The organism is Streptomyces sp. NWU339 (assembly GCF_003143855.1).
GTDB lineage: Bacteria > Actinomycetota > Actinomycetes > Streptomycetales > Streptomycetaceae > Streptomyces.
This window is the reverse complement of sequence record NZ_QFRK01000041.1, coordinates 44,606-65,092: the sequence shown is the minus strand read 5'-3', so window position 1 is coordinate 65,092 and position 20,487 is coordinate 44,606. Positions and strand designations below refer to the sequence as shown.

Below are 20,487 nucleotides of genomic sequence, written 5' to 3'. Positions count from 1 at the left end.
TGCCGAGCTGCGAGGTAATCCCATACGCCTCGGGTCGGAAGGCCCTGTACGTCGAAGGGGCCGAAGGCGTACCCGACGTAGTCCGTCGTGGAACGACGGATGCCTCCTCGCCCCGAATGTCCCCGTCGCTTTGTCCGCCCGTGCCTCGCTGCTCCCGGATCGTTCCTTGTTCGGGCAGCAGACGGGCACGTCAGAACGCGATACGGGCCGTTGGCGGACGCCCACGGACGGGGCTGATGTGACATCCTGTTGACTCGGTTTGATCAGTGTCGGCGAGCCCTCATGTCGTTTGGCACTCAAGGATTCGTACGAAGTCAAGGGTTCAGGTGCAGATGCGGCCCGGAGAACGGCAAGAGGGCGGGCAGGGCGCCCTGTCCGTCGTTCCGGGTGCCTCCGAATCGGCCGCTGATCTTCAGTCATTCACTACCGGCCCCAACGAGGTCGCCGACCGGCCCGCGATACCCGAAGCCGTGAGGGCCGCTGCCCGCCAGGCGCCGGGGCACTGGATCGGGGTGGTGGACCCGGAGTGGGCCGAGGGGCGGACGCCGCCGGAGTGGGCGGTGCTGGGCGAGTGGCAGTCGGACGACGAGGGCGGCGTGGGGGAGTACCGCGCCAACCCCGCGTACCGGCCCTCGGCGCGGATGCTCGGCTGGCCGGAGCCCACCGACCCGGTGGACGCCGCGGCCCAGCGAGCCGCCACCGGCTACGGCTCCGTGGACGCGGCGCTCGTGGCACTCGCGGAGGCGGACGTCACGGTGGTGCGCGGGCCCGACGGCGGGCCTCTCATGGCCGCCGGGCGGGACGGAGCCCCTGTGGTGCTGTTGTTCACCTCGCCGGCCCACGAGTTCATGTCCCCGGCACTTCACCATGACACGCTGCCGACAGCGGAACTGGCCCGTTCACTCAGCGGTTCCGGCACGCTGCTGATGGTCAACGCCGCCGCGGCGGCACCCTTGCTCGTCCCGGCGGACAGCCTGCTCGGCCCCGACCGCGGGGTGGACGACGAGGAGGCACCGGCAGAGGATGCGCCCGTCAACCTCTCCGGCGCGGTGCTCCGTACCGGTGCTTCGGCCGCGGATCCCTCCGCGGACCGGGCCGACAGCCCATCTGAACCCTGGCCACACACCACAGGGAGAACCCCGTGACGCGTTCGGCTCAGCAACCTCCCGCCTTCCCGCGGGCTCGCGCGGAGTCCGGTCCCGAGAGCGAGGAGACGGCCGCGGCTGCCCTCACCGAGTCCACGTCGGAGGCGAAGTCCGTCACGTCCGAGCCCGAGTCAAAGGCCGAGCCGGAAGCCGGACCCGAGTCGGCACAGGCGAAGACCGGCGCAGACACCGAAGCGGAGACCGCAGCGGGGGCCGGCAAGGCGGAGGAAAAGCCGGAGCCCGCTGTGCAAGCCGGCGAGGCCGAGAGGAAGACCGGGGTGGGCGCGACCACCGAGCCCGAGACCGCGACCGAGCCCGGGACAGGGGCCTCCTCCGGCGCCCGGTGCGAGGCCGACCCCGACTCCGGTGCCGCCGCCGCACAGAGCCGGCTGCCCGCGCTCGTGCGCACCATGACCGCGACCGCGATCGACCGGCCGCAGCAGACCGGGCCGGTCGGGCGACCGGGCAAGGCCGTGCTGGCCGGGGCCGCGATAACAGGGGCGCTGCTCGTGTCGGTGCCGTTCCTGGTACTCGCGACGGACGACGACAAGGACCCCGACCAGTCGGCGGTGGCGGCCGGAACCGTGCTCAGCGGCAGCGGGCAGGAGACACCGGGCGAGTTCGCGGTGACCCCGACCGAAGCCGGTGCCCCGGGCGACGGCACGAAGGGTCCCGACACGTCCGAGAAGCCCGAGAAGCCCGCGAAGCCGGTGCAGCAGGCGCCCAAGTCAGCTCCGGCTCCGACTCCGGACACGGACAAGGCCGAGGAGGAGCAGAAGAAGGACGACGCCGACCAGCCGGCCGCGCCGAAGAAGCAGAGCGGCGAGCAGAAGTCCGGCAGCGCCCAGAAGCAGCCGGCGGCTGCCGTTGCGGGCGTGAGCCTCAGTGACCCCGTCTCCTTCCGCAGCCATCTCTCGGGCCGCTGCATCGACGTACCGGGTCACAACTTCAGCGACGGCGTCAAGCTGTTCATGTGGGACTGCAACAATGCCGACGCCCAGAAGTGGCGGTTCGCCTCCGACGGCACCATCCGCATCAAGGACAAGTGTCTGGACGTGGCCAACGCGGACTTCAACGACGGCGCCCTCATCCAGATCGCCTGGTGCAACGGCAACGCCGCCCAGAAGTTCGCCCTCAACGCCAGCCACGACCTGGTCAACACCGTCGTCGGCAAGTGCGTCGACATCAAGGCCAGCAACCGCGAGAACAGGGCCCCGCTGCAACTGTGGACGTGCAACGGTGCCGACGCCCAGAAGTGGAGCACCTGACCGCGACGCCTCGACACAGGGAGCACCGCTCCCTGAACCCGCACGTTCCGGGAGGCGAGGAATGATGGCACCGTCGGCTCCCCGACACGCGTTCCCGGTGAAGAGGGGGACGCTCGCTGAAGACGTTGCCGTAGCAAGGAGGTTGGTGCGTGTCGCGCCAGGTACTGTCGGTCGGCCCCGATAGCCGGGACCGCTACCGGACGATCGGGGAGGCACTCGCCGCTGCCCGTACCGGTGCGCTCATCAGCGTCCGGCCCGGGACGTACGCGGAGAACCTCGTGATCCACACCAGGGTCACCCTCACCGCTGCCGAGGGACGGGGCACCGTGGAGATCCGGCCGCGCTCGGGCAGCGTGGTCGCGCTGCGCGCCGACGCCGTGATGCTCTCCGAACTGACCTTGCGCGGCGGCGACGCCGAGCTGCCGGCTGTGGACGTACGGCGCGGTCAGGCCGCGCTCGACGGCTGCGAGGTCGTCGGCGCCGCCTGGACAGCGATGCTGGCCGGGGGCACGGGTTCCCTCGCGCTGCGCGACTGCCGGGTGAGCAACCCGCAGGGGGCCGGCATCGTGGTGACCTCGAACGCGCCCACCACCGTGGAATCCTGCACGTTCGAGCACCTGGGTACCAGCGGCCTGGTCCTCGCGGAGCTGGGCGAGGCACGCGTCCGTGACTGCACGGTGCGCGGCGCCCGCGGAAACGGACTGCTCGCCAACGGCGAGTCCCGCGGCAGCGTCGAGGACTGCGACATCTCCTCCACCGACAAGCCCTCCATCGCGCTGGAGGAGAACTGCGCCGTCTCGGTGGTTCGCACCGTGGTGCACGACACCAGCACCGGTGTGCACCTGAGCAGCGCGGGCCGTACGACGCTGGAGGACGTCCGTGTCACCGGTGCCTCGGGGAACGGGATCACGCTGGCCGCAGGCACCGACCCCGTGCTGCGCCGCTGCCGCGTCTCGCGCACCCGCGGCCACGGCATGCTGGTCACCGACCGGGCGCGCGGCACCTTCGAGGACTGCTGGGTGGACGGCGCGCAGGGCGCGGCGGTGCGGGTCGCCGGGGCCGCCTCCCCGGCGCTGACCGGACTGACGGTCCGCGACTGCGACGGGGCGGGGCTGCTCCTGGAGGAGGACTCCGCGCCGGAACTGGACCGGCTCGAGGTGATCGGCGGTTCACCCGCGGTCTCGGTGCTCGGCGGCGCCAACCCACTGCTGCGCCGGGCCCGGCTGGTGGAGCCCTCCGGCGACGGCGTCACGGCCACCAGGGACGCCCGGGGCCGTGCCGAGGACTGCGAGATCGTCCGGCCGAAGGGCGCGGGTGTGCGCGTGGCCTCCGGCAGCACCTTCTACCTGGCCGGCGGCGGGGTCTCCGACACCGCCACCAGCGGCCTCGTCGTGGAGGACGGGGGCAACGTCACCGTCCGCGACTTCCGCGTCGAGATGTCCGGCGAGGAGGGCGTCGTGGTCGCCGCGGGGGGCGAGCTGACCGCCAACCGCACCGCGGTGCACGCCCCCAAGGGCCACGCCTTCCTGCTCCTCGAGGGCGCGCTCGCCTCGCTCAGCGGCTGCGAGGCCACCGGCGGCGCCCAGGACGGCTTCCGGGTGGAGTCCACCGCGCCGGTCTCGCTCGTCAACTGCCTCGCCCGGGAGAACGAGGGCGGCGGCCTGGTGCAGACCGCGCCCGGCGACCGCCTCGCCGTGGAGGGCCTGAACAGCGTCGGCAACGGCAAGCGTGACGCCTGGGGCACCGGCAGCGCGGAGAACACCGACCCGGCCGGCTCCGGCGCTGCGGACGCGCCACCGCCGGACCGTGCGGACGGCCCGCTCGGCGCCCTCAACGCGCTGATAGGCCTGGAGAACGTCAAGCAACAGGTCGGCACCCTGGTCAACCTGACCCAGCTCGCCCAGCGCCGCGAACAACTCGGCATGTCCGCACCGCCGATGAGCAGGCACCTGATCTTCGCCGGCCCGCCCGGCACCGGCAAGACCACCGTCGCACGCCTCTACGGGGCGATCCTGGCCGAGCTGGGTTCGCTGCGCAGCGGGCACCTGGTGGAGGTATCACGTGCCGACCTGGTCGCGCAGATCGTCGGCGGCACCGCGATCAAGACCACCGAGACCTTCCAACGGGCTCTCGGCGGTGTGCTGTTCATCGACGAGGCGTACACGCTCACCGCGGACAGCGGCAACGGCGGCGCCGACTTCGGCCGCGAGGCGGTGGACACCCTGCTGAAGCTGATGGAGGACCACCGCGACGACGTGGTGGTGGTCGCGGCCGGCTACTCCCGCCAGATGGATTCCTTCCTCGGCTCCAACCCGGGTCTGGCCTCCCGTTTCTCACGGACCGTCGAGTTCGAGAACTACTCGGTGCCCGACCTGGTCGCGATCATGGAGAGCATGTGCGCCCAGCACCAGTACGAGCTGGGCGAGGGCACCGCGGCGGCGCTGGCCACCCACTTCGGCGCGATGCCGAGGGACGAGGGCTTCGGCAATGGCCGTGCCGCGCGCCAAGTGTTCGAGGAGATGGTCGACCGGCAGGCCGTCAGGCTCTCCACGCAGGCACAGGTCGGTGAGCGCGATCTGCGACTGCTGCTGCCGGAGGACGTCTCCGTCACTGCCGCCGCGAAGGCCGGCGAGCCCGCCGCACCGGACGACGACCCACTGACCCGCCTCGGCGACATGATCGGCCTGGCCGAGGTGAAGCGCGACGTGGCGGACCTGGTCAACCTCATCACCACGGCCCGCCACCGGGCCGCGGCCGGGCTGCCGGTCCCCTCGCTCAGCAACCACCTGGTCTTCACCGGCCCGCCCGGCACCGGCAAGACCACCGTCGCACGCCTCTACGGAGAGGTCCTGACCCAGCTCGGCATACTCGACCGGGGCCAGCTGGTCGAGGCGGCCCGCGCCGACCTGGTCGGCCGCTACATCGGCCACACCGCCCAGCTCACCCGCGAGGTCTTCGAACGGGCCCGCGGCGGTGTGCTGTTCATCGACGAGGCCTACACCCTGACCCCGCGCGGCGGCGGCGCCGACTTCGGCCAGGAGGCGGTGGACACCCTGCTGAAGCTGATGGAGGACCACCGCGACGACGTGGTCGTCATCGTCGCCGGCTACACCGACGAGATGGAGCGCTTCCTCGCCTCCAACCCGGGACTGGCCTCCCGCTTCCCGCGCCGGATCGCCTTCGCCGACTACTCCTCCGAGGAACTGGTCACCATCGTGCGCACCCAGGCCTCGAACATGGGGTACGAGTGCGGACCCGGCACCGGACCTCTGCTCATGGAGTACTTCGACTCGCTGCCCCGGGACCGTTCCTTCGGCAACGCCCGGCTGGCCCGCCAGGTGGTCGAGTCGATGGTCACCCGCCAGGCGGGACGGCTCAGCTCGCTGGCCGCGCCCACCCTGGACGACCTGCGCATCCTCCGTCCCGAGGACGTCACGGCCGCCGCACCGAAGGCGGCTCCCCGGTGAGGCCGCCCGCCCGCGGGGCCGCCCGCCTGCTGTCCGGCGCCGGTCTCGCCGCCGCCCTGCTGCTGCCCGCGGCCGTGCCGGCCCAGGCGGCGCCCCCCTCGCGCATGCCGGCGGCCGACGGGGAGAAGGGCCAGGAACTGCCCGGTATGCCCTCCGCACTCGATCCGGAGGCCGATCAGGTGGCCTGCACACCCGCCTCCCGGGAGAAGGCGAAGAAGCAGGACTGGTCGCGCCAGCGCCTCGACCTGGACCGGCTGCACGAGCACAGCACCGGTGAGGGCATCACCGTCGCGCTGATCGACACCGGTGCCGCCCCCGACGCCACCGGGCTCAGCGGCCGGGTGTCAGCCCGGGGCGCGGCCGGTGACGACTGCGTCGGGCACGGCACGTTCCTGGCCGGGCTGATCGCCGGGAACGGGGGCGGTAACCCGCGTCTGGCCGGGGTCGCCCCGAACGCGAAGATCCTGGCCCTGCGCGGCACCGACCCGCGCGGTCAGGCAAGTCCCGCGCTGGTGGCGGAGGCGCTGAACGAGGCGACCGCCGCCCGGGCCGACGTGATTGCGGTCGCGGTGGCCCTGCCTCGCCGGGACGCGGCGATGAACCGCGCGGTGGCCGAGGCCCGGCGTGCGGGCGCGGTCGTCGTGGCCGCAGCGACCCCGGACCCGCCCCGGAGCGGCACCGACGAGATCCCGTCCCGCACCTACTGGCCGGCGGGTGAACCCGGCGTCCTCTCGGTCGCCGACATGCTTCCCGCCGGTGCCCGTCCGGAAGGCTCCCCGCGTACCGACGGCATCGACCTGGTGGCCCCCGGCGCCGGGGTGGTGTCCGGCGGCCCGCGCGGCGACGGCCACTACCTCGGCGCCGGCGCCTCGGTGGCCACCGCCTACGCCGCCGGGGCCGCAGCCGTGGTTCGCGCCGCCCATCCCGGCGAGGCGCCCGATGACGTCATCCGCCGTCTGACCGCCACCGCCTACCCCGCCGACATTCCCCAGCTGGATCCCTATGCCGCCGTCACCACGGTGCTCGGCGCCCCCGCTTCGCCCCCCGGTGCCGAGCGTGCCGCAGATCCCGTGACCGTCCGCGACACGGCCGCCGCCGACCGCGCCACCAGCCGTGCCACCCTCCTCGTCCTCCTCGGCTCCGCCGCCGTCCTCGCCGTCCTGTGGGCAGGATTCGCCGTCACCCGGGCCCGCGCCCGGGGCTGGCGTCCGGCGGGAGCGGGCGGAACGGGAACGGAATGAGCTGACACGCCGAGCACCGAACGACACGACGCCCTCCCGAGGTCCTTCCGGGAGGGCGTCGTTGTCGCGTTCGCCCGGTCCTACTGCCCCTGGTTCTCCTCGACCAGCGCCGTCTGCATCAGGCGCGGCTTGCGGCGGGCGATGTGCAGGGCCCGGCCGGGAGGGAGGTTGAGGGGCTTCGCGTTGCCGAACAGACGGCCTTCCGTGGGCGGGCAGGAGAGCAGGACGGCGGGGTTGTTGGCCTCGTCGAGGCGGCGGACGAGGGCATCGCTGAGGCCGCGCCCTGCTCCCATCGCGCTACGGGCGACGACCAGGTGCAGGCCCATTTCGAAGCCGAGGGTCAGACTCTCGAAGAGCGGCTCGAAGGGGCTCTGGAAGGAGTTTCCGGAGACCATGTCGTAGTCGTCGACCAGGATGAAGAGACGCGGGCCGGTCCACCAGTCGCACTGGCGCATACGGGCGGGGGCGATGTCCGCCCCGGGCACACGGGTCTTCAGGGCGCGGGCCGCACCGTCGACGGTTTCCGTGAGGTTGTCCAGGGAGATCACATGCCCGATGCGGTATTCCTCCGGGATGGCGTCCACCAGAGTGCGGCGGTAATCCACCGCGATGATCTTCGCCTCGTTCGGGGCGTAGCGGGCGATGATGCCCTTGGTCACGAGGCGCAGCAGGTTGGTCTTGCCGCTCTCCGTGTCGCCGACCGCGATCAGGTGCGGCGTACGGCTGAAGTCGTGCCAGACCGGCTCCAGCGACTCCTGGTCGATGCCGAGCGGGAGACGCATGCCGCCGCCTTCGGTGGCCTCGGGGGCGGGGAGTTCGGCGAGCGGGAGGCGGTGCGGCAGCATCCGTACCTGCGGGGCGGGTGCGCCGGACCAGTGCCGGGAGACTTCGGCCACCAGGTGGGCGACGCCCTCGCCGAGGTCGTCGAGGGAACCGCTGCCGTCCAGGCGGGGCAGAGCGGCGAGGAAGTGCATCTTGCTGTCGGCGGTGATGCCGCGGCCGCCGCTGCGCGGCACCGAACGGGCCTTGCGGGTATCGATCTCGGAGTCCATCGGGTCACCCATCCGCAGTTCGAGACGGGTGGCGGCCTGGTCACGGACCTGGGCGGACAGCTCTACCCAGCGGGTGGTGGTGATGAGCAGGTGGATGCCGTAGTTGAGGCCACGGGCGGCGAGTTCGTTGAACTTCGGGATCAGGCCGTCGTAGTCCTGGCGGACCGTGGACCAGCCGTCGACCACCAGGAACACGTCGCCGAAGGGCTCGTCGGGGAACTCCCCGGCGGCCCGCCGGCGGCGGTAGGACTGCATGGAGTCCAGGGCGTGGTCCACGAAGAACTGTTCACGGTGTGCCAGCAGCGTCATCACCTCGGCGACGGCCCGGTGCACCCGCTCCGGGTTGAGCCGCGCGGCGACGCCGCCGACGTGCGGGAGAGCGGCGAGCTGTGAGAGTCCGCCGCCGCCGAAGTCCAGGCAGTAGAACTGGACCTCGGCCGGGGTGTGGGTGAGGGCGAGGGCGGTGATCAGTGTGCGGGTGAGGGTGGACTTGCCGCTCTGCGAGCCGCCCGCGACGGCGACGTGGCCGCCGGCACCGGAGAGGTCCACGACCAGCGGGTCGCGGCGCTGCTCGAACGGCTTGTCCACGAGGCCGACCGGGACCCGCAGCCTGCCGGTGCCGGGCCAGCCGGCGGCGCTGAGGCCGCGCTCCGGATCGGGGGCGATGCCGGGCAGCAGGGCGTCCAGCGGGGAGGGCTCCTTCAGCGGCGGCAACCACACCTGGTGCGCGGCGGGGCCGGAATCGCGCAGCCGGTCGAGGGCCACGTCGAGCAGAGCCTCCTCGTCGCCGCTCTCCTCGGTCTCCGGCTCCGGTTCGGCCGAGGGCTCCACGGTGCGAGGCACCACCCAGCCACTCGTCCACGGCACCACCTGGCTGGCCACCCGGGCCTGCACGACCGCGCCCGTACGGCGCCGGTACGTCCCGGAGGAGTAGGCGGCACGGAACCGGGTCAGGGCTCCCACGCCGGACTTCAGGTAGCCGCTGCCGGGCTGGGCCGGCAGCTCGTAGGCGTCCGGTACGCCGAGCACGCCGCGGCTCTCCATGGCGGAGAAGGTGCGCAGGCCGATGCGGTACGAGAGGTGACTCTCCAACTGGTGCATGCGCCCCTCGTCCAGGCGTTGCGAGGCGAGCAGCAGATGCACCCCGAGGGAACGGCCCAGGCGGCCGATCATCACGAACAGGTCCATGAACTCCCGGTGAGCGGACAGCAGTTCGCTGAACTCGTCGACCACCACGAACAGGCTGGGCAGCGGGGCGAGGTCCGCCCCGGCGGCGCGGGCCCGCTCGTACTCCAAGGCGGAGGTGTAGTTGCCGGCGGCGCGCAACAGCTCCTGGCGGCGGATGAGTTCGCCGTGCAGGGCGTCCTGCATACGCTCCACCAGGGCGACCTCGTTCGCGAGGTTGGTGATGACGGCGGAGGTGTGCGGGAGCTCCTCCAGGCCGAGGAAGGTGGCGCCGCCCTTGAAGTCGACCAGGACGAAGTTGAGGGTCTCAGAGGAGTTGGTCAGGGCGAGGCCGAGGACGAGGGTGCGCAGGAGTTCGCTCTTGCCGGAACCGGTGGCGCCGATGAGCATGCCGTGCGGGCCCATGCCGCCCTGCGCGGACTCCTTGATGTCGAGTTCCACCGGGCGGCCGTCCACCCCCACCGCGATCGGCACCCGCAGCCGGGCGGAGCCGGTGTGCCGGTCGAAGAGGGTCTGCGGGTCGTGCCGGTGCAGGTCGGGGATGCCGAGGAGGGTGGTCAGCTCCACGTCGGAGTCCAGCGGCTGCGCGATGTCGGTGCCCAGACTCATCCGCCGGGACGTGAGCAGCCTGGCCAGGGACTCCGCGCCGAGCGGACCGAGCCGGTCCGGCCGGCCGAGCGGCACGGAGCGCTCCTTGCGGCTGCGGTCCGTGCGTACCAGGCTCACCTGGCCGGGACCGGCGGTCAGCCGCAGCGTGTTGCGGCCGGGGCGCCAGCGCAGCGCCCCGGAGACGTCGAGGGCCAGGGCGTTGCGGTAGCCGTGCCCCTCCCAGCGGTGGCCCTCGGGGACGGTGACGCCGTCGAGGACGACGACCGTGTAGGGCTCGTCGCGTCCGGGGCGGGCGTCGGGGTCGAAGTCCGGGCGTTCGGCGAACTCGGCGCCGAGCAGGTCGTCCAGCTCGGTGATGTCGGCGGTGATCCGGCGCACCTGGCCGGCGCCGTCCTCCTCGTGCGGGTGCAGCACGTGCGGCAGCCACTTGACCCATTCCCAGTCGGGCCGCCGCTCGTCGCTGACGCAGAGGGCGAGCCACAGCTCCTCCGGCGCGTGGAACACCGCGAGCTGCCCGAGCACGGCGCGCACCAGGGCGCGTACGGCGTCGGCGCCGGGGTCGACGGCCCCGCCGTTCTCCCCGCGCGACGGGGTGCCCGGCTCGGCGGACTCCTCGTCCGGTGTCTCCTCGGGGCGCAGCAGGATCCGGGCCGAGGAGCGCAGATAGAGGCCGAGAGGCTGCTCCGGAATGGTGGAGTAGGCCCGGATGAAGCGACGCAGGGCGTGTGCGCAAAGGGGTTCGAGGTCCTCCACCGGGCGGGTGGAGACCGGTTCCAGGGTGAGGGCGAGCTGCTGCTCGCCGACTGCGAGACGGACCTCGCCGAAGTCCTCGTCGGCCGGGCGGCGTTCCCAGAGACGGGAGGTGCGTGCCAGCGAACGGAGCGAGTTGGGCTCCGGGTGGCGCCAGGCGAGTGCCCGCTGCTGTTCGGCGATGGCGGTCCTGACCCGCTTGCGGGTCTGCGCCAGGTAGCGGAGGTAGTCGCGGCGTTCCCCCTTCAGGCGCTGCTTGCGCTCGCTGGAGCGGCGCATCAACTGCCCCAGCAGCATGGCACCGGCGGAGAGCGCCATCACGCCCATCGCCAGATACATGAAGACGCCGTTGCCGCCACCGGGCCGCAGGAACATCAGCATCATCGACACCGACATGAGAGCCATCGGCAAATAGGTCCATATCGCCGAAGTGTCCGGCACGGTCTCGGCGAGGACCGGCGGCTCCTGGAGGGTCAATTGCCCTTCGGGCATCTCCGGGCCGCGACGGCGGGCCGGACGGCGGAACAGCACCACACTCAAGGAACAGAACCTCCGGTTTTACGGCTTCCCGGCCCGTACCGAATACCGGTGCGCCCGGTAGTGGGAAAGACCGCACCGCGCTGATTCTCCGGGTCCTGCGTGTCGCGGTGAACACCGGATGAATGTTTCGGGCGGACAGTGGGGGAGGAGCAACTCCCTTGATGGCCAATTGCATACCGGATAGTGAGTCCGATCCGCAATACGACCCGGTGGTCGTAGGCAGTAGTCTGCATTCACGGAACGCGAACTGTCCACGCGGGGGCTGTCGTCGCGGTGTGCGCCGACGCAATTTTCCCTGCCGGGCAACCGTTCCCGGCCGTACGGACCTTCCGTACAGTTCGCACATCCCCTCCTCCCGGGGGAGCCCTCCTGTCAAAGCCTCCACGGAAGCCGAGAGTTCAGCTGATGACCGACAGTGCGGTGGCCGAGTCGTGCCGCCTGACCGTACGTGCGCCGAGCGTCACCGTTGATCTGGCCGTGCCCGCCGACGTCCCGGTCGCCGACCTGCTGCCCACGCTGCTGCGTTACGTCGGCCAAGAGGCCGAGGAGGCCGGACTGGACCACGCCGGCTGGACGCTCCAGCGGCTCGGCGACGCCCCGCTCGACGAGGAGACCACCCTGGCCGGCGCCGGGCTGTCCGACGGGTCCGTGCTCTATCTGCGCCCGCACACCGAGGCGTTGCCCGAGGTGCGACTCGACGACCTGGTGGACGGGATAGCCGACACCGCGGGCCGGCGGCTGCACACCTGGCACCCCGGGGCGGCCCGCGGCCTGCTGGTGGGCACCGCCGTGGCGACCGTGGCGGTGGCCCTCGTACTGGTGTTCTGGCCGGGAGTGACCGGCTCCGACCCCTCCCGGGCGGCCTGCGCGGCCGTCGCCGGGCTGCTGCTGCTCGCGGGCGCGGGCTCCGCCAGCCGCGCCGTCGGCGACCGCCTCTCCGCGACCGCGCTCGGTCTGATGGTCGCTCCGTGCCTGGCGATCGCCGGCTGGGTGCTGCCCGGTGGCGACGTGACCGGCCCGGACGCGACGCAGGTCGTGGGAGCGCGACTGCTCGCCGCGGGCGCCGCGGGCGCGGGTGGCGCGGTCATCGCGCTCGCCGCCACCGCAGTCGGCGCCCCGGCCCTGCTGGCCACCGCGGTCGTCTCGGTGGCCACCGCCATGGCCGGGGCCCTGATGGGATACACGGGCCTGGGTGCGCCGGCCGCGGTGGCGCTGGTGGCGACGGTGGTCGTGCTGGCCGCCGGGGCGGTTGCGCCGTTCGCCTTCAAGCTGGCCGGGATGCGGATGCCCGCCCTGCCGTCCTCGGCCGACCAACTCCAGGAGGGCATCGACCCCTACTCCGGCGACGAGGTGGCCGAGCGCACCGAACTGGCCGGACGCTGGGTCGCCGCGCTCTTCGCCGCCACCGGTGTCATCGCCGCGGCCGCCCTGACCGTCCTCGCCGAGCACCCGGACCTGCCCGAGGTGCTGACCGCGCTCGCGCTGAGCCTGCTGCTCCTCCTGCACTCCCGGGGCCTGGTGCACATCGGGCAGCGGCTGGCCCTGGCGGTGCCCGGAATCTGGGGACTGCTGCTCCTCGCCCGCGCCTGGGCGGCGGACAGCGACACCGACGGGCGCCTGGTGGTCTTCGCGGTGCTGCTCGCCGCGGCGGCCGGACTCGTGACCGCCTCCTGGACTGTGCCCGGCCGCCGGGTGCTGCCGTACTGGGGCCGCGCGGCCGAACTGGCCCACACCCTCTTCGCCGTCGCGCTGCTGCCGCTCAGCCTGTGGGGCGCGGGTCTCTTCGGCTGGCTGCGCGGCCTGTTCGGCTGAGTACACCCGCACGCCGGGACATGGGAAACGAGTTGGTGAGGAGAGGCAGTGCAGTCCAAGCGCGACCAGGTACAGGCCCACAGTTTCATGATGGGCAGGCTCAGCTCGGGCCTGCTGACAGCCGACCCGGATGCCCCGGAGAGCCCCCTCGGGCGTACCACCCGCGGGGTCGTCTTCGGCGTACTGGTGACCGTACTGGTCGGCGCGGGCGCCACGGTCTTCGGGCTGCTGCGCCCGGGCGGGAACGACGGCTGGCGTGACGGCGAGCACCTGGTCGTCAACCGTGACACCGGCGCCCGGTACCTGTGGACCGGCACCGACGGCGTACTGCACCCGGTGCGCAACTACGCCTCGGCGAGGCTGATCGGCGGCTCGGACCTCGCGACCGTGGACGTCGCCACCGCCTCGCTGCGGGACGTCCCCGTGGGGGCCCCGGCCGGCATACCCGGCGCACCGGACACCGTGCCCGGACCCGGTGAGCTCGACGACGACGCCTGGCACATGTGCGTGACCGGCCCGGACGGGGCACTGCCCAGCACCTCCGGTGCCGTGGCGGATACCGGGGTGGACAAGCCGGGCGCCACCACGGTGGTCGCCGGGGCGCCACTGGACTCCCGAAATGTCGGTGGCGACCGCGGGGTGCTCGTGAGCGGCCCGGGCGACAACGAGTACCTGGTGTGGCGGGGCAGCAGGCTGCCGCTGGACCGCGCCTCCGACGCACGCAACGCCCTCGGCTACGGCTCGGAGCCGCCGATGCCGGTCTCGGCGGCCTTCCTGGACGCGCTGGCCCCCGGCCCTGCCCTCAAGCCGCCCGCGGTTCCGGGGCGCGGTGAGGAAGGACCGGTTCTCGGTGGCGAGGCCAGCCGGATCGGCCAGGTGTTCAACGTCAGTGTGCCCGGCGGCGGCAGCACCTACCACCTGTTGCAGAAGGACGGGCTGGTGCCGCTGACCCGGCTCGGAGCCGCCCTGGTGCTGGGTGATCCGGCCACGCAGAAGGACGCCTACCAGGGGCAGTCGCCCGAGGCGCGCGCCGTCGGCGCGGACGCGCTGCGCACGCACCGGGCGAAGGGCTCGGCCCCCGCCGAATCCGCGGAGCTGCCGGACACGCCGCCGGTACCGCAGTCCGCGCCGCGCGGCACCGCGCTCTGTGCGCAGGTGGACGGGGACAACGGCGGCACCCAAATCAGGTCGGTGCTGGTCCAACTGAACCGGCTCGCCCCGGTCGTGGTGTCGGAGGGCACCGCTCAGCCGCTGAGTCCGGCCTGTGTCCGTACGGACGCCACGGTGGTACGGCCAGGACGCGGCGCCCTGGTCAGGGCCCTGCACGCAAGCGGTGCCGCGCACGCCGGGACGACCTATCTGGTGGCGGAGAACGGCGTGAAGTACCGCGTCCCCGCCAAGGACGCGCTGGCGGCGCTCGGGTACGCGGACGGAGACGTCGACTCGGTCCCGGCACCGCTGCTCGCCGCCCTCCCGACCGGCGCGGACCTCGACCCGGCCGCCGCCTCGGGTGCCGCGAAGACCCGGGTCACGGCTCCGCAGTGCGGCGCCGAAGCAACGGAGGGCAACGACGAGGCGGACAAGGCGGACACGGGGGATGCTCCCGACGCAGCCGGCACGGCGGACTCCGCGACCTGATCCAGGCAAATGCCCCCATGCGCTGTCGAGGAAATGGAAATGTGGCGGACGGGTAACTCCGCACCGGCGGAGGTCGATTACTCGCGAGCCGACCGCAGTGGGAAACCTCAAATGAAGCTCAGGTATTCGGGCGGTCGCGCCCGTGGAATCCCGCATGTGCGTGCGCATCGACCGGAAAGCGGGCCGCCCGGATGACCGTTCTCCTGATTTGCCTGCCCGTTTTCCGTCCGTTTCGTGTTGCCCGGTGCAGGGTTGCCGTCCCGTAGTCCTGCCGTTCGGGAGCGGCAGGTTCCTCCCATGGAAACATTGGGACAACTCCGTTGCCATGTAAGGATTCTGCTAAATTGACCTATGCTCAAATCTTCCCCACACACGTTGCGCGGAACGCTGGGTTCTCTTTAGCCTCGGCGGGGCAACGGTGCAACAAGACTGGCCTGAAGGAAGGGAGCGCGACGTGGCGGACACTGGCGCGAGGAAAGCGGACTATGCCAAGGGCTTGGGGGGAGTCTCCTCCCTGGAGTCGGCCCGGAGCGCGGTCGAGAAGATTCAGAACAACGTCGCGGAGATCGCGGCACATTCGGGCGTCGGCGGCGACGAGGGTCAGGCCCTGTTGAAGCTCTTCCGAAGCTGGAACGGCGAGGCGCAGAAGGTCGTCGTCCAGATCAGCAAGATGGTCGACGCGCTCCAGGAGAACGTGACCTCGGCCAACCGCCTGGCGAAGGAGAACCAGGACCTGACCGAGGTACTCAACAGCAAGACCAGCCAGGGCGTCTTCGAAGCGCTGCGCTGACCCACCCCCGCGGCACCGGCCCCCGGAGGCCGGAGCACGTGAGTTCGCCGGGCCCCGGAGCCCGGCCACCCGAGAGGAGCAGTCATGGCCGACGGCATCATCGATGTGCAGTACTCGACGGTCCGGCACGCGATCGAGGAGCTGAAGGACCAGACTCGGCAGATCATCACGACCCTCAACAACCTGGAGGACGAGCTGAGGCCGCTCGTGACTTCCTGGGAGGGGGATGACCAGCAGATGTACCGCGGGGTCCAGGCCGAGTGGGACCAGGCCACCAAGAACATGGCCCTGCTCCTCGGCGACAGCGGCGAGCTGGTGCAGACCATCCACGACAACCACTCCCGTGACGAGCGCAGGAGCGCCGACAACTGGGGGAGTGTGCGGGCCCGCTAGGCCCCGGCGTCCGCGTTCGCAGCCGGCACGCCCGCCCGTCGGGTCGCCGTTCGCACAGAGGCCCGCCCGGCCGCCCCGTATCCCCGTCCGGCACCAAACGGCAGGAGGACGTCCCATGGCCGGTGAGAAGGCCGACGTCAGGCATTTCGACCTCAAACAGATGGAGAACTTCCGGGACCACGAGGTGCAGCCGGTGTACACCGCCGCGAAGCAGCACCGCAACGACGGCAACGGGCCCGACGTGCGGCCGCTCGGCGACCTCATCGACGGACACACCACCGAGAACAACCTCGACCAGGACCAGCAGCTCCTGCGTATCGGCAAGATGGCCACCGACAAACTGGTCTCGGGGCCGAAGCTGATGGCGGAGGTCCGCGCCGCCGCCACGGCCATCGACAAGCTGCTGGGCGACCAGATGGACCTCTTCAAGGAGTTGAAGGAGGCTCTCACCGAGACCATCGACGAAGCCAACAAGACCAAGAACAAGAACATCGACGCGATCGATGCGCAGACGCTGCTGCAGACCTTCGGAGAGGTCGACACGCTCACCAGCGGGTCGTCGGGCGAGAAGAGCACCTGAGTCCTGCGCGGCGCGTGCCGCCCGGCTCGCCTGCGTGAGAGACGCCCGGCTGTGCGCCCGCGCGAGGACGTGGTGTGCCGCCACGAAGGACAACCGACCAGAAAGAGTGCACAGTGGCCAAAGGATACGATGAGGACTCCGACGACTATGTCGCGAAGTACGCGAAGGTCACGGACACGCCGAATGACACCTGGGCCGCTCTGGTCACGCACATCACCGGCTATCCGGTGCCGGACCGGAGCACCGTCTTCGACACGCTCCGATCCGATCACGGCGGCAAACTCTTCCGGATGGACATCCAGGAGAGGCCCCTCCGCTTGCTCGTCCAGGAATCCGGCTTCCTGATGAACAAGGGCGAGGACTACGACATCTGGTTCTTCGACAGCGGTAAGCCGCACTCGATCCGGCAGGCCCGGATCGTCTTCGAGGGCCGTGTGAAGGCCGGTGACGAGGTCATCTTCGCCAGTCCCGACTCCGACAACGTCCACGATGCCCAGGTCCGCGAAGGCAACGAGTTCACGGACTACAACAAGGACAAGATGAGCACCGTGGCGCTCGCCCGGTACATGAACGGGCCGCGGGCAGCGCTGCTCGAGCTGCTGACCGGCAGCACGAAGGACGCCCGGTTCAGCGACCTGGGCGTCCCGGCGGCCAACGTGGTGGACCTGGATTCGTTCGACGACACAGGGCGGTCGTTCGACTTCGCGGCCAAGTTCTTCACGGATCACGCCGGGGTGCTGAAGGACTGGGAGGACCGCTTCGCCGGGGACAACGCGAGTTGGAAGGGCGAGGCGGCGGAGGTCTTCCGCAGCCTGCTGAAGAAGATCCGCGAGAACTACGACAGTTACGTCGAGACCTTCAACGCCACGTCGGGCACCGGAGACAAGGCCGGCACCGGCAACACGGTGTACTCACGCGCCTTGTCTCTGGGCCGCGCATACCTGGAGGACTCCGCCAACAAACTGTTGGACGCTTGGCTGACCTGGGCCAAATCCCCGTACTACGACCCGCATGAAGTGCTGCGTTACGTCCTCGACGAGCTCGGTCGGTGGGTGGACAGGGAGAACATCGACAAGACGGAGATCCAGTCGTCCACCTATATGTACCCCGCAGCCAGCACGGTCATCACCCACAGGCCGAAAGAGGGGTTCAAGCAGGCGCATCCTGAGTACGGCGACCTCACCGACATCGCGAACTGGGCGAAGGTCGGCGACGCTGCGGTCAAGCTCTGGTTCCAGGGCATCGACGAGTACCTCGGCAAGCCCGCCGCGAAGGTGCAGTCCGCCCTGAACAACCACTTCCTCGAGCTGGGCAAGGACTTCTCCGACAACATCCCCAAACCGAAGTCGACCAGCACGGCCTCCGAGGGCTACACGGACAAGAAGCTCAAGGACGCTCAGGACGAGGCGGACCGCAAAGCCAAGGAGGACAAGGAGTACTACGAGAAGCTGCGGGCGGAGGACAAGGCATACGCGGAGAAGGTGCGGGCGGAGGCGGAGAAGCAGCGGGCGGAGGACAAGGCCGAGGCGGACAAGCTGCGGGCGGAGCAGGAGAAGCAGCGGGCGGAGGACAAGGCCTACGCGGACAAGCTGCGGGCGGAGGCGGAGAAGCAGCGGGCGGAGGACAAGGCCGAGGCGGACAAGCTGCGGGCGGAGCAGGAGAAGCTGCGGGCGGAGGACAAGGCATACGCGGAGAAACTGCGGGCGGAGCAGAAGGCAGCGGCGGACGAGGCCAAGCGTCAGGCCGACGACCAGGCGAAGGCGCTGGGGGAGAGCCTCGGCAACATCAACGGTCCCGGCGGTCCCGGTGGCGGCAAGGAGCTGAACCTCGGCGGTCTCGAGGCCCTGCTGAACGGGAACAAACCGGTCACCGAAAGCCTCGGTGGCCTGGGCGACCTGAACAGCCCGGGTGGCCCCGGCAGCAACGGACCCGGTGACGTGAACAGTGCGGTCACCGAGACCCTGGGCGGTTTGGGCGATCTGAACAGCCCGGGTGGCGAGAACGGGAACCAACAGGGGTCCACCGCCCCCCTGCCTCCGATAACCCAGACCCTGGGCGGTCTCGGTGCGCTCAACAACGGTCCGGGCGGGACCAACAAGGCCGCCAACGACGCCAACCCGGCCATCACCCAGAACCTCGGCAGTCTCGGCGACCTGAACACCAGTGCCGGCGGCTCGATCGACACCCCTACCGGCGGCAGCGCTTATCTCGACGGCGGCAAGCTCACCTCGGACTTCCCGGACGGCAGCACCAGCACCGTCGACCCGGAGAGCGGGCTGGTCACGACCACGCACCCGGACGGCAGCGTCACCACGCGGAACCTGGGCGACGGAACCGGGGTGACGAATCCGGACGGGTCGGTCACCTCCCTCGGTGACGACGGCAAGCTGACCACCACTTTCCCGGACGGCAGCACCCAGGTCGTCGACCCCGCGACCGGCCAGGCCATCTCCACCGGCCCCGACGGCGCCACCGTCACCCAGAACCTCGGCAGTCTCGGCGACCTGAACACCCGCGCCGGCGGCTCGATCGACACCCCTACCGGCGGCAGCGCTTATCTCGACGGCGGCAAGCTCACCTCGGACTTCCCGGACGGCAGCACCAGCACCGTCGACCCGGAGAGCGGGCTGGTCACGACCACGCACCCGGACGGCAGCGTCACCACGCGGAACCTGGGCGACGGAACCGGGGTGACGAATCCGGACGGGTCGGTCACCTCCCTCGGTGACGACGGCAAGCTGACCACCACTTTCCCGGACGGCAGCACCCAGGTCGTCGAYCCCRCGACCGGCCAGGCCGTCTCCACCGGCCCCGACGGCGCCACCGTCACCCAGAACCTCGGCAGTCTCGGCGACCTGAACGGTCAGAACGGCCTTGGGGGCCCCACGGACCTGGGGGGGCTCGGCGACATCAACGCCGGCCTGCCCACCGAGTCGATCGGTGACCTGGGCGACCTCGGGAGTCTCCACACCAACCTGTCCGGCCTGGAGACTCCGACCGGCGGGCGCACCGCGCTCGTCAACGACGACTTCGCCACCACGTTCGGGGACGGCAGCAAGGGCGTCTTCGACCCGGACATCGGGACGTTCACCGTGACCGGCCCGGACGGCTCCACCGTGACCACCGACCTCACCCACGGGGCGACGGTGACGAACCCGGACGGCTCCACCACCGCCCTGGACAACGGCCAGCTGACCCACACTTTCCCGGACGGCAGTAGGCAGGTCATCGACCCGGACACCGGCATCGCCACCGTCACCGACCCGCAGGGCAAGACCGAGACGGTGAACCTGCACGATCTCAACTCGAGCGGTGATACAGACAGTTCGAGCGTCCTCGACGGACTTGGCGACCTCGGCGACCTCGGCGGCCTGAGCGGGTCCGGCGGCCTCGGGGGCCTGAGCGGGTCGAGCGGCCTGGGAGGGCTCGACGCGACCGGCGGCGGCACCACCGCCACCACCAGGGAGGTGCCGTTCTCCGACCTGGGTGTCGGCGGGAGCCAGGCGAGCACCAGCGCCCTCGGCGGCGGGCTCTCCGAGGCGGGCTCCCTCTCCCCGGGTGGCCTCGGCGCGGCCGACCCCCTCTCGGACGGCGTCACCGGCGGCACGGGCACCCCGCTCGCCACCTCAGCCCAGCCCGGCGCCCCCGGCGCCCCGGGCATGCCCGGCAGCCCCGGCATGCCGATGGGCGGCGGCATGGGCGGCATGGGCGCGGGCGGCGGTGACAAGGGCAACGGCGAGCGGGTGCGCGCCGTCCTGGTCGACGCGGCGGAGGAGAGCGAGCGCCGCAACCGCCGGCGCCGCAGCCCGTGGAACCGTCAGGAGGACAGCGACACCTTCCTGGCCCCCGCCTCCCGGGTGGCGACCACCGGCGGCGACGCCCCCGAGGAGGAGGCGGAGCCGCGCCGCAGGTCCACCAGTTCCGCCGACTACCTGGAGGGGGACGCGGACGTGTGGGGCACCGAGGAGGGCGGCACCCCGGCCGTGATCGGGCGATGACGGCCGCTCAGGTCCCGGG

Annotated in this window: 11 protein-coding genes; 10 read left to right on the top strand and 1 reads right to left on the bottom strand. The window is 71.5% G+C overall.

Annotated elements, in window-relative coordinates; all coding sequences use genetic code 11:
* Window positions 1-332: 332 nt before the first annotated feature.
* The 4 genes from DIZ27_RS33325 to DIZ27_RS33310 all read left to right on the top strand — a co-directional run bounded on the left by DIZ27_RS33325 (window position 333) and on the right by DIZ27_RS33310 (window position 7,121).
* Window positions 333-1,145, top strand: coding sequence for a type VII secretion system-associated protein (locus DIZ27_RS33325; RefSeq protein ID WP_109382153.1), 813 nt, complete (start codon window positions 333-335; stop codon window positions 1,143-1,145).
* Window positions 1,142-2,413 (top strand): ricin-type beta-trefoil lectin domain protein, encoded by a 1,272-nt coding sequence (locus DIZ27_RS33320; RefSeq protein WP_181383810.1) that lies wholly within the window; start codon window positions 1,142-1,144, stop codon window positions 2,411-2,413. Before DIZ27_RS33325 ends, DIZ27_RS33320 begins: the two co-directional genes overlap by 4 nt.
* Before the next feature lie 149 nt (window positions 2,414-2,562).
* A complete protein-coding gene (locus DIZ27_RS33315) occupies window positions 2,563-5,880 on the top strand; it encodes a right-handed parallel beta-helix repeat-containing protein (protein ID WP_109382141.1) in 3,318 nt (1,105 codons plus the stop codon).
* The gene (locus DIZ27_RS33310; RefSeq protein ID WP_109382140.1) at window positions 5,877-7,121 is read left to right on the top strand and encodes a S8 family serine peptidase; all 1,245 of its coding nucleotides are present in this window, start codon (window positions 5,877-5,879) and stop codon (window positions 7,119-7,121) included. Before DIZ27_RS33315 ends, DIZ27_RS33310 begins: the two co-directional genes overlap by 4 nt.
* A gap of 80 nt (window positions 7,122-7,201) precedes the next feature.
* Here DIZ27_RS33310 and eccCa read toward each other — a convergent pair whose 3' ends face one another.
* The gene (eccCa, locus tag DIZ27_RS33305) at window positions 7,202-11,257 is read right to left on the bottom strand and encodes a type VII secretion protein EccCa (RefSeq protein WP_219933675.1); all 4,056 of its coding nucleotides are present in this window, start codon (window positions 11,255-11,257) and stop codon (window positions 7,202-7,204) included.
* Window positions 11,258-11,662: 405 nt separating this feature from the next.
* Here eccCa and eccD point away from each other — a divergent pair, with 405 nt between their 5' ends.
* The 6 genes from eccD (at window position 11,663) to DIZ27_RS33275 (ending at window position 20,468) form a co-directional block, all read left to right on the top strand.
* Window positions 11,663-13,069: a type VII secretion integral membrane protein EccD gene (gene eccD / locus DIZ27_RS33300; protein WP_109382139.1), complete on the top strand. Its 1,407-nt coding sequence runs from the start codon at window positions 11,663-11,665 to the stop codon at window positions 13,067-13,069.
* A 48-nt stretch (window positions 13,070-13,117) separates the two neighbouring features.
* Entirely contained in the window at window positions 13,118-14,707 is a 1,590-nt protein-coding gene (gene eccB / locus DIZ27_RS33295; protein WP_109382138.1) for a type VII secretion protein EccB, read from the top strand.
* Between the two features lie 454 nt (window positions 14,708-15,161).
* The gene (locus tag DIZ27_RS33290; protein WP_109382137.1) at window positions 15,162-15,497 is read left to right on the top strand and encodes a hypothetical protein; all 336 of its coding nucleotides are present in this window, start codon (window positions 15,162-15,164) and stop codon (window positions 15,495-15,497) included.
* Window positions 15,498-15,581: 84 nt separating this feature from the next.
* On the top strand, window positions 15,582-15,890 hold the full coding sequence (locus DIZ27_RS33285; protein WP_109382136.1) for a WXG100 family type VII secretion target: 309 nt from the start codon (window positions 15,582-15,584) through the stop codon (window positions 15,888-15,890).
* A gap of 115 nt (window positions 15,891-16,005) precedes the next feature.
* On the top strand, window positions 16,006-16,470 hold the full coding sequence (locus tag DIZ27_RS33280; RefSeq protein ID WP_109382135.1) for a type VII secretion system-associated protein: 465 nt from the start codon (window positions 16,006-16,008) through the stop codon (window positions 16,468-16,470).
* 113 nt (window positions 16,471-16,583) lie between these two features.
* The gene (locus tag DIZ27_RS33275) at window positions 16,584-20,468 is read left to right on the top strand and encodes an AAWKG family protein (protein WP_181383809.1); all 3,885 of its coding nucleotides are present in this window, start codon (window positions 16,584-16,586) and stop codon (window positions 20,466-20,468) included.
* The last annotated feature ends 19 nt before the right edge of the window (window positions 20,469-20,487 follow it).

Coding starts and splice junctions, on each gene's coding strand:
- DIZ27_RS33325 (WP_109382153.1), top strand. CDS start 333: ATGCGGCCCGGAGAACGGCAAGAGGGCGGGCAGGGCGCCCTGTCCGTC.
- eccD (WP_109382139.1), top strand. CDS start 11,663: ATGACCGACAGTGCGGTGGCCGAGTCGTGCCGCCTGACCGTACGTGCG.
- DIZ27_RS33285 (WP_109382136.1), top strand. CDS start 15,582: ATGGCCGACGGCATCATCGATGTGCAGTACTCGACGGTCCGGCACGCG.
- DIZ27_RS33280 (WP_109382135.1), top strand. CDS start 16,006: ATGGCCGGTGAGAAGGCCGACGTCAGGCATTTCGACCTCAAACAGATG.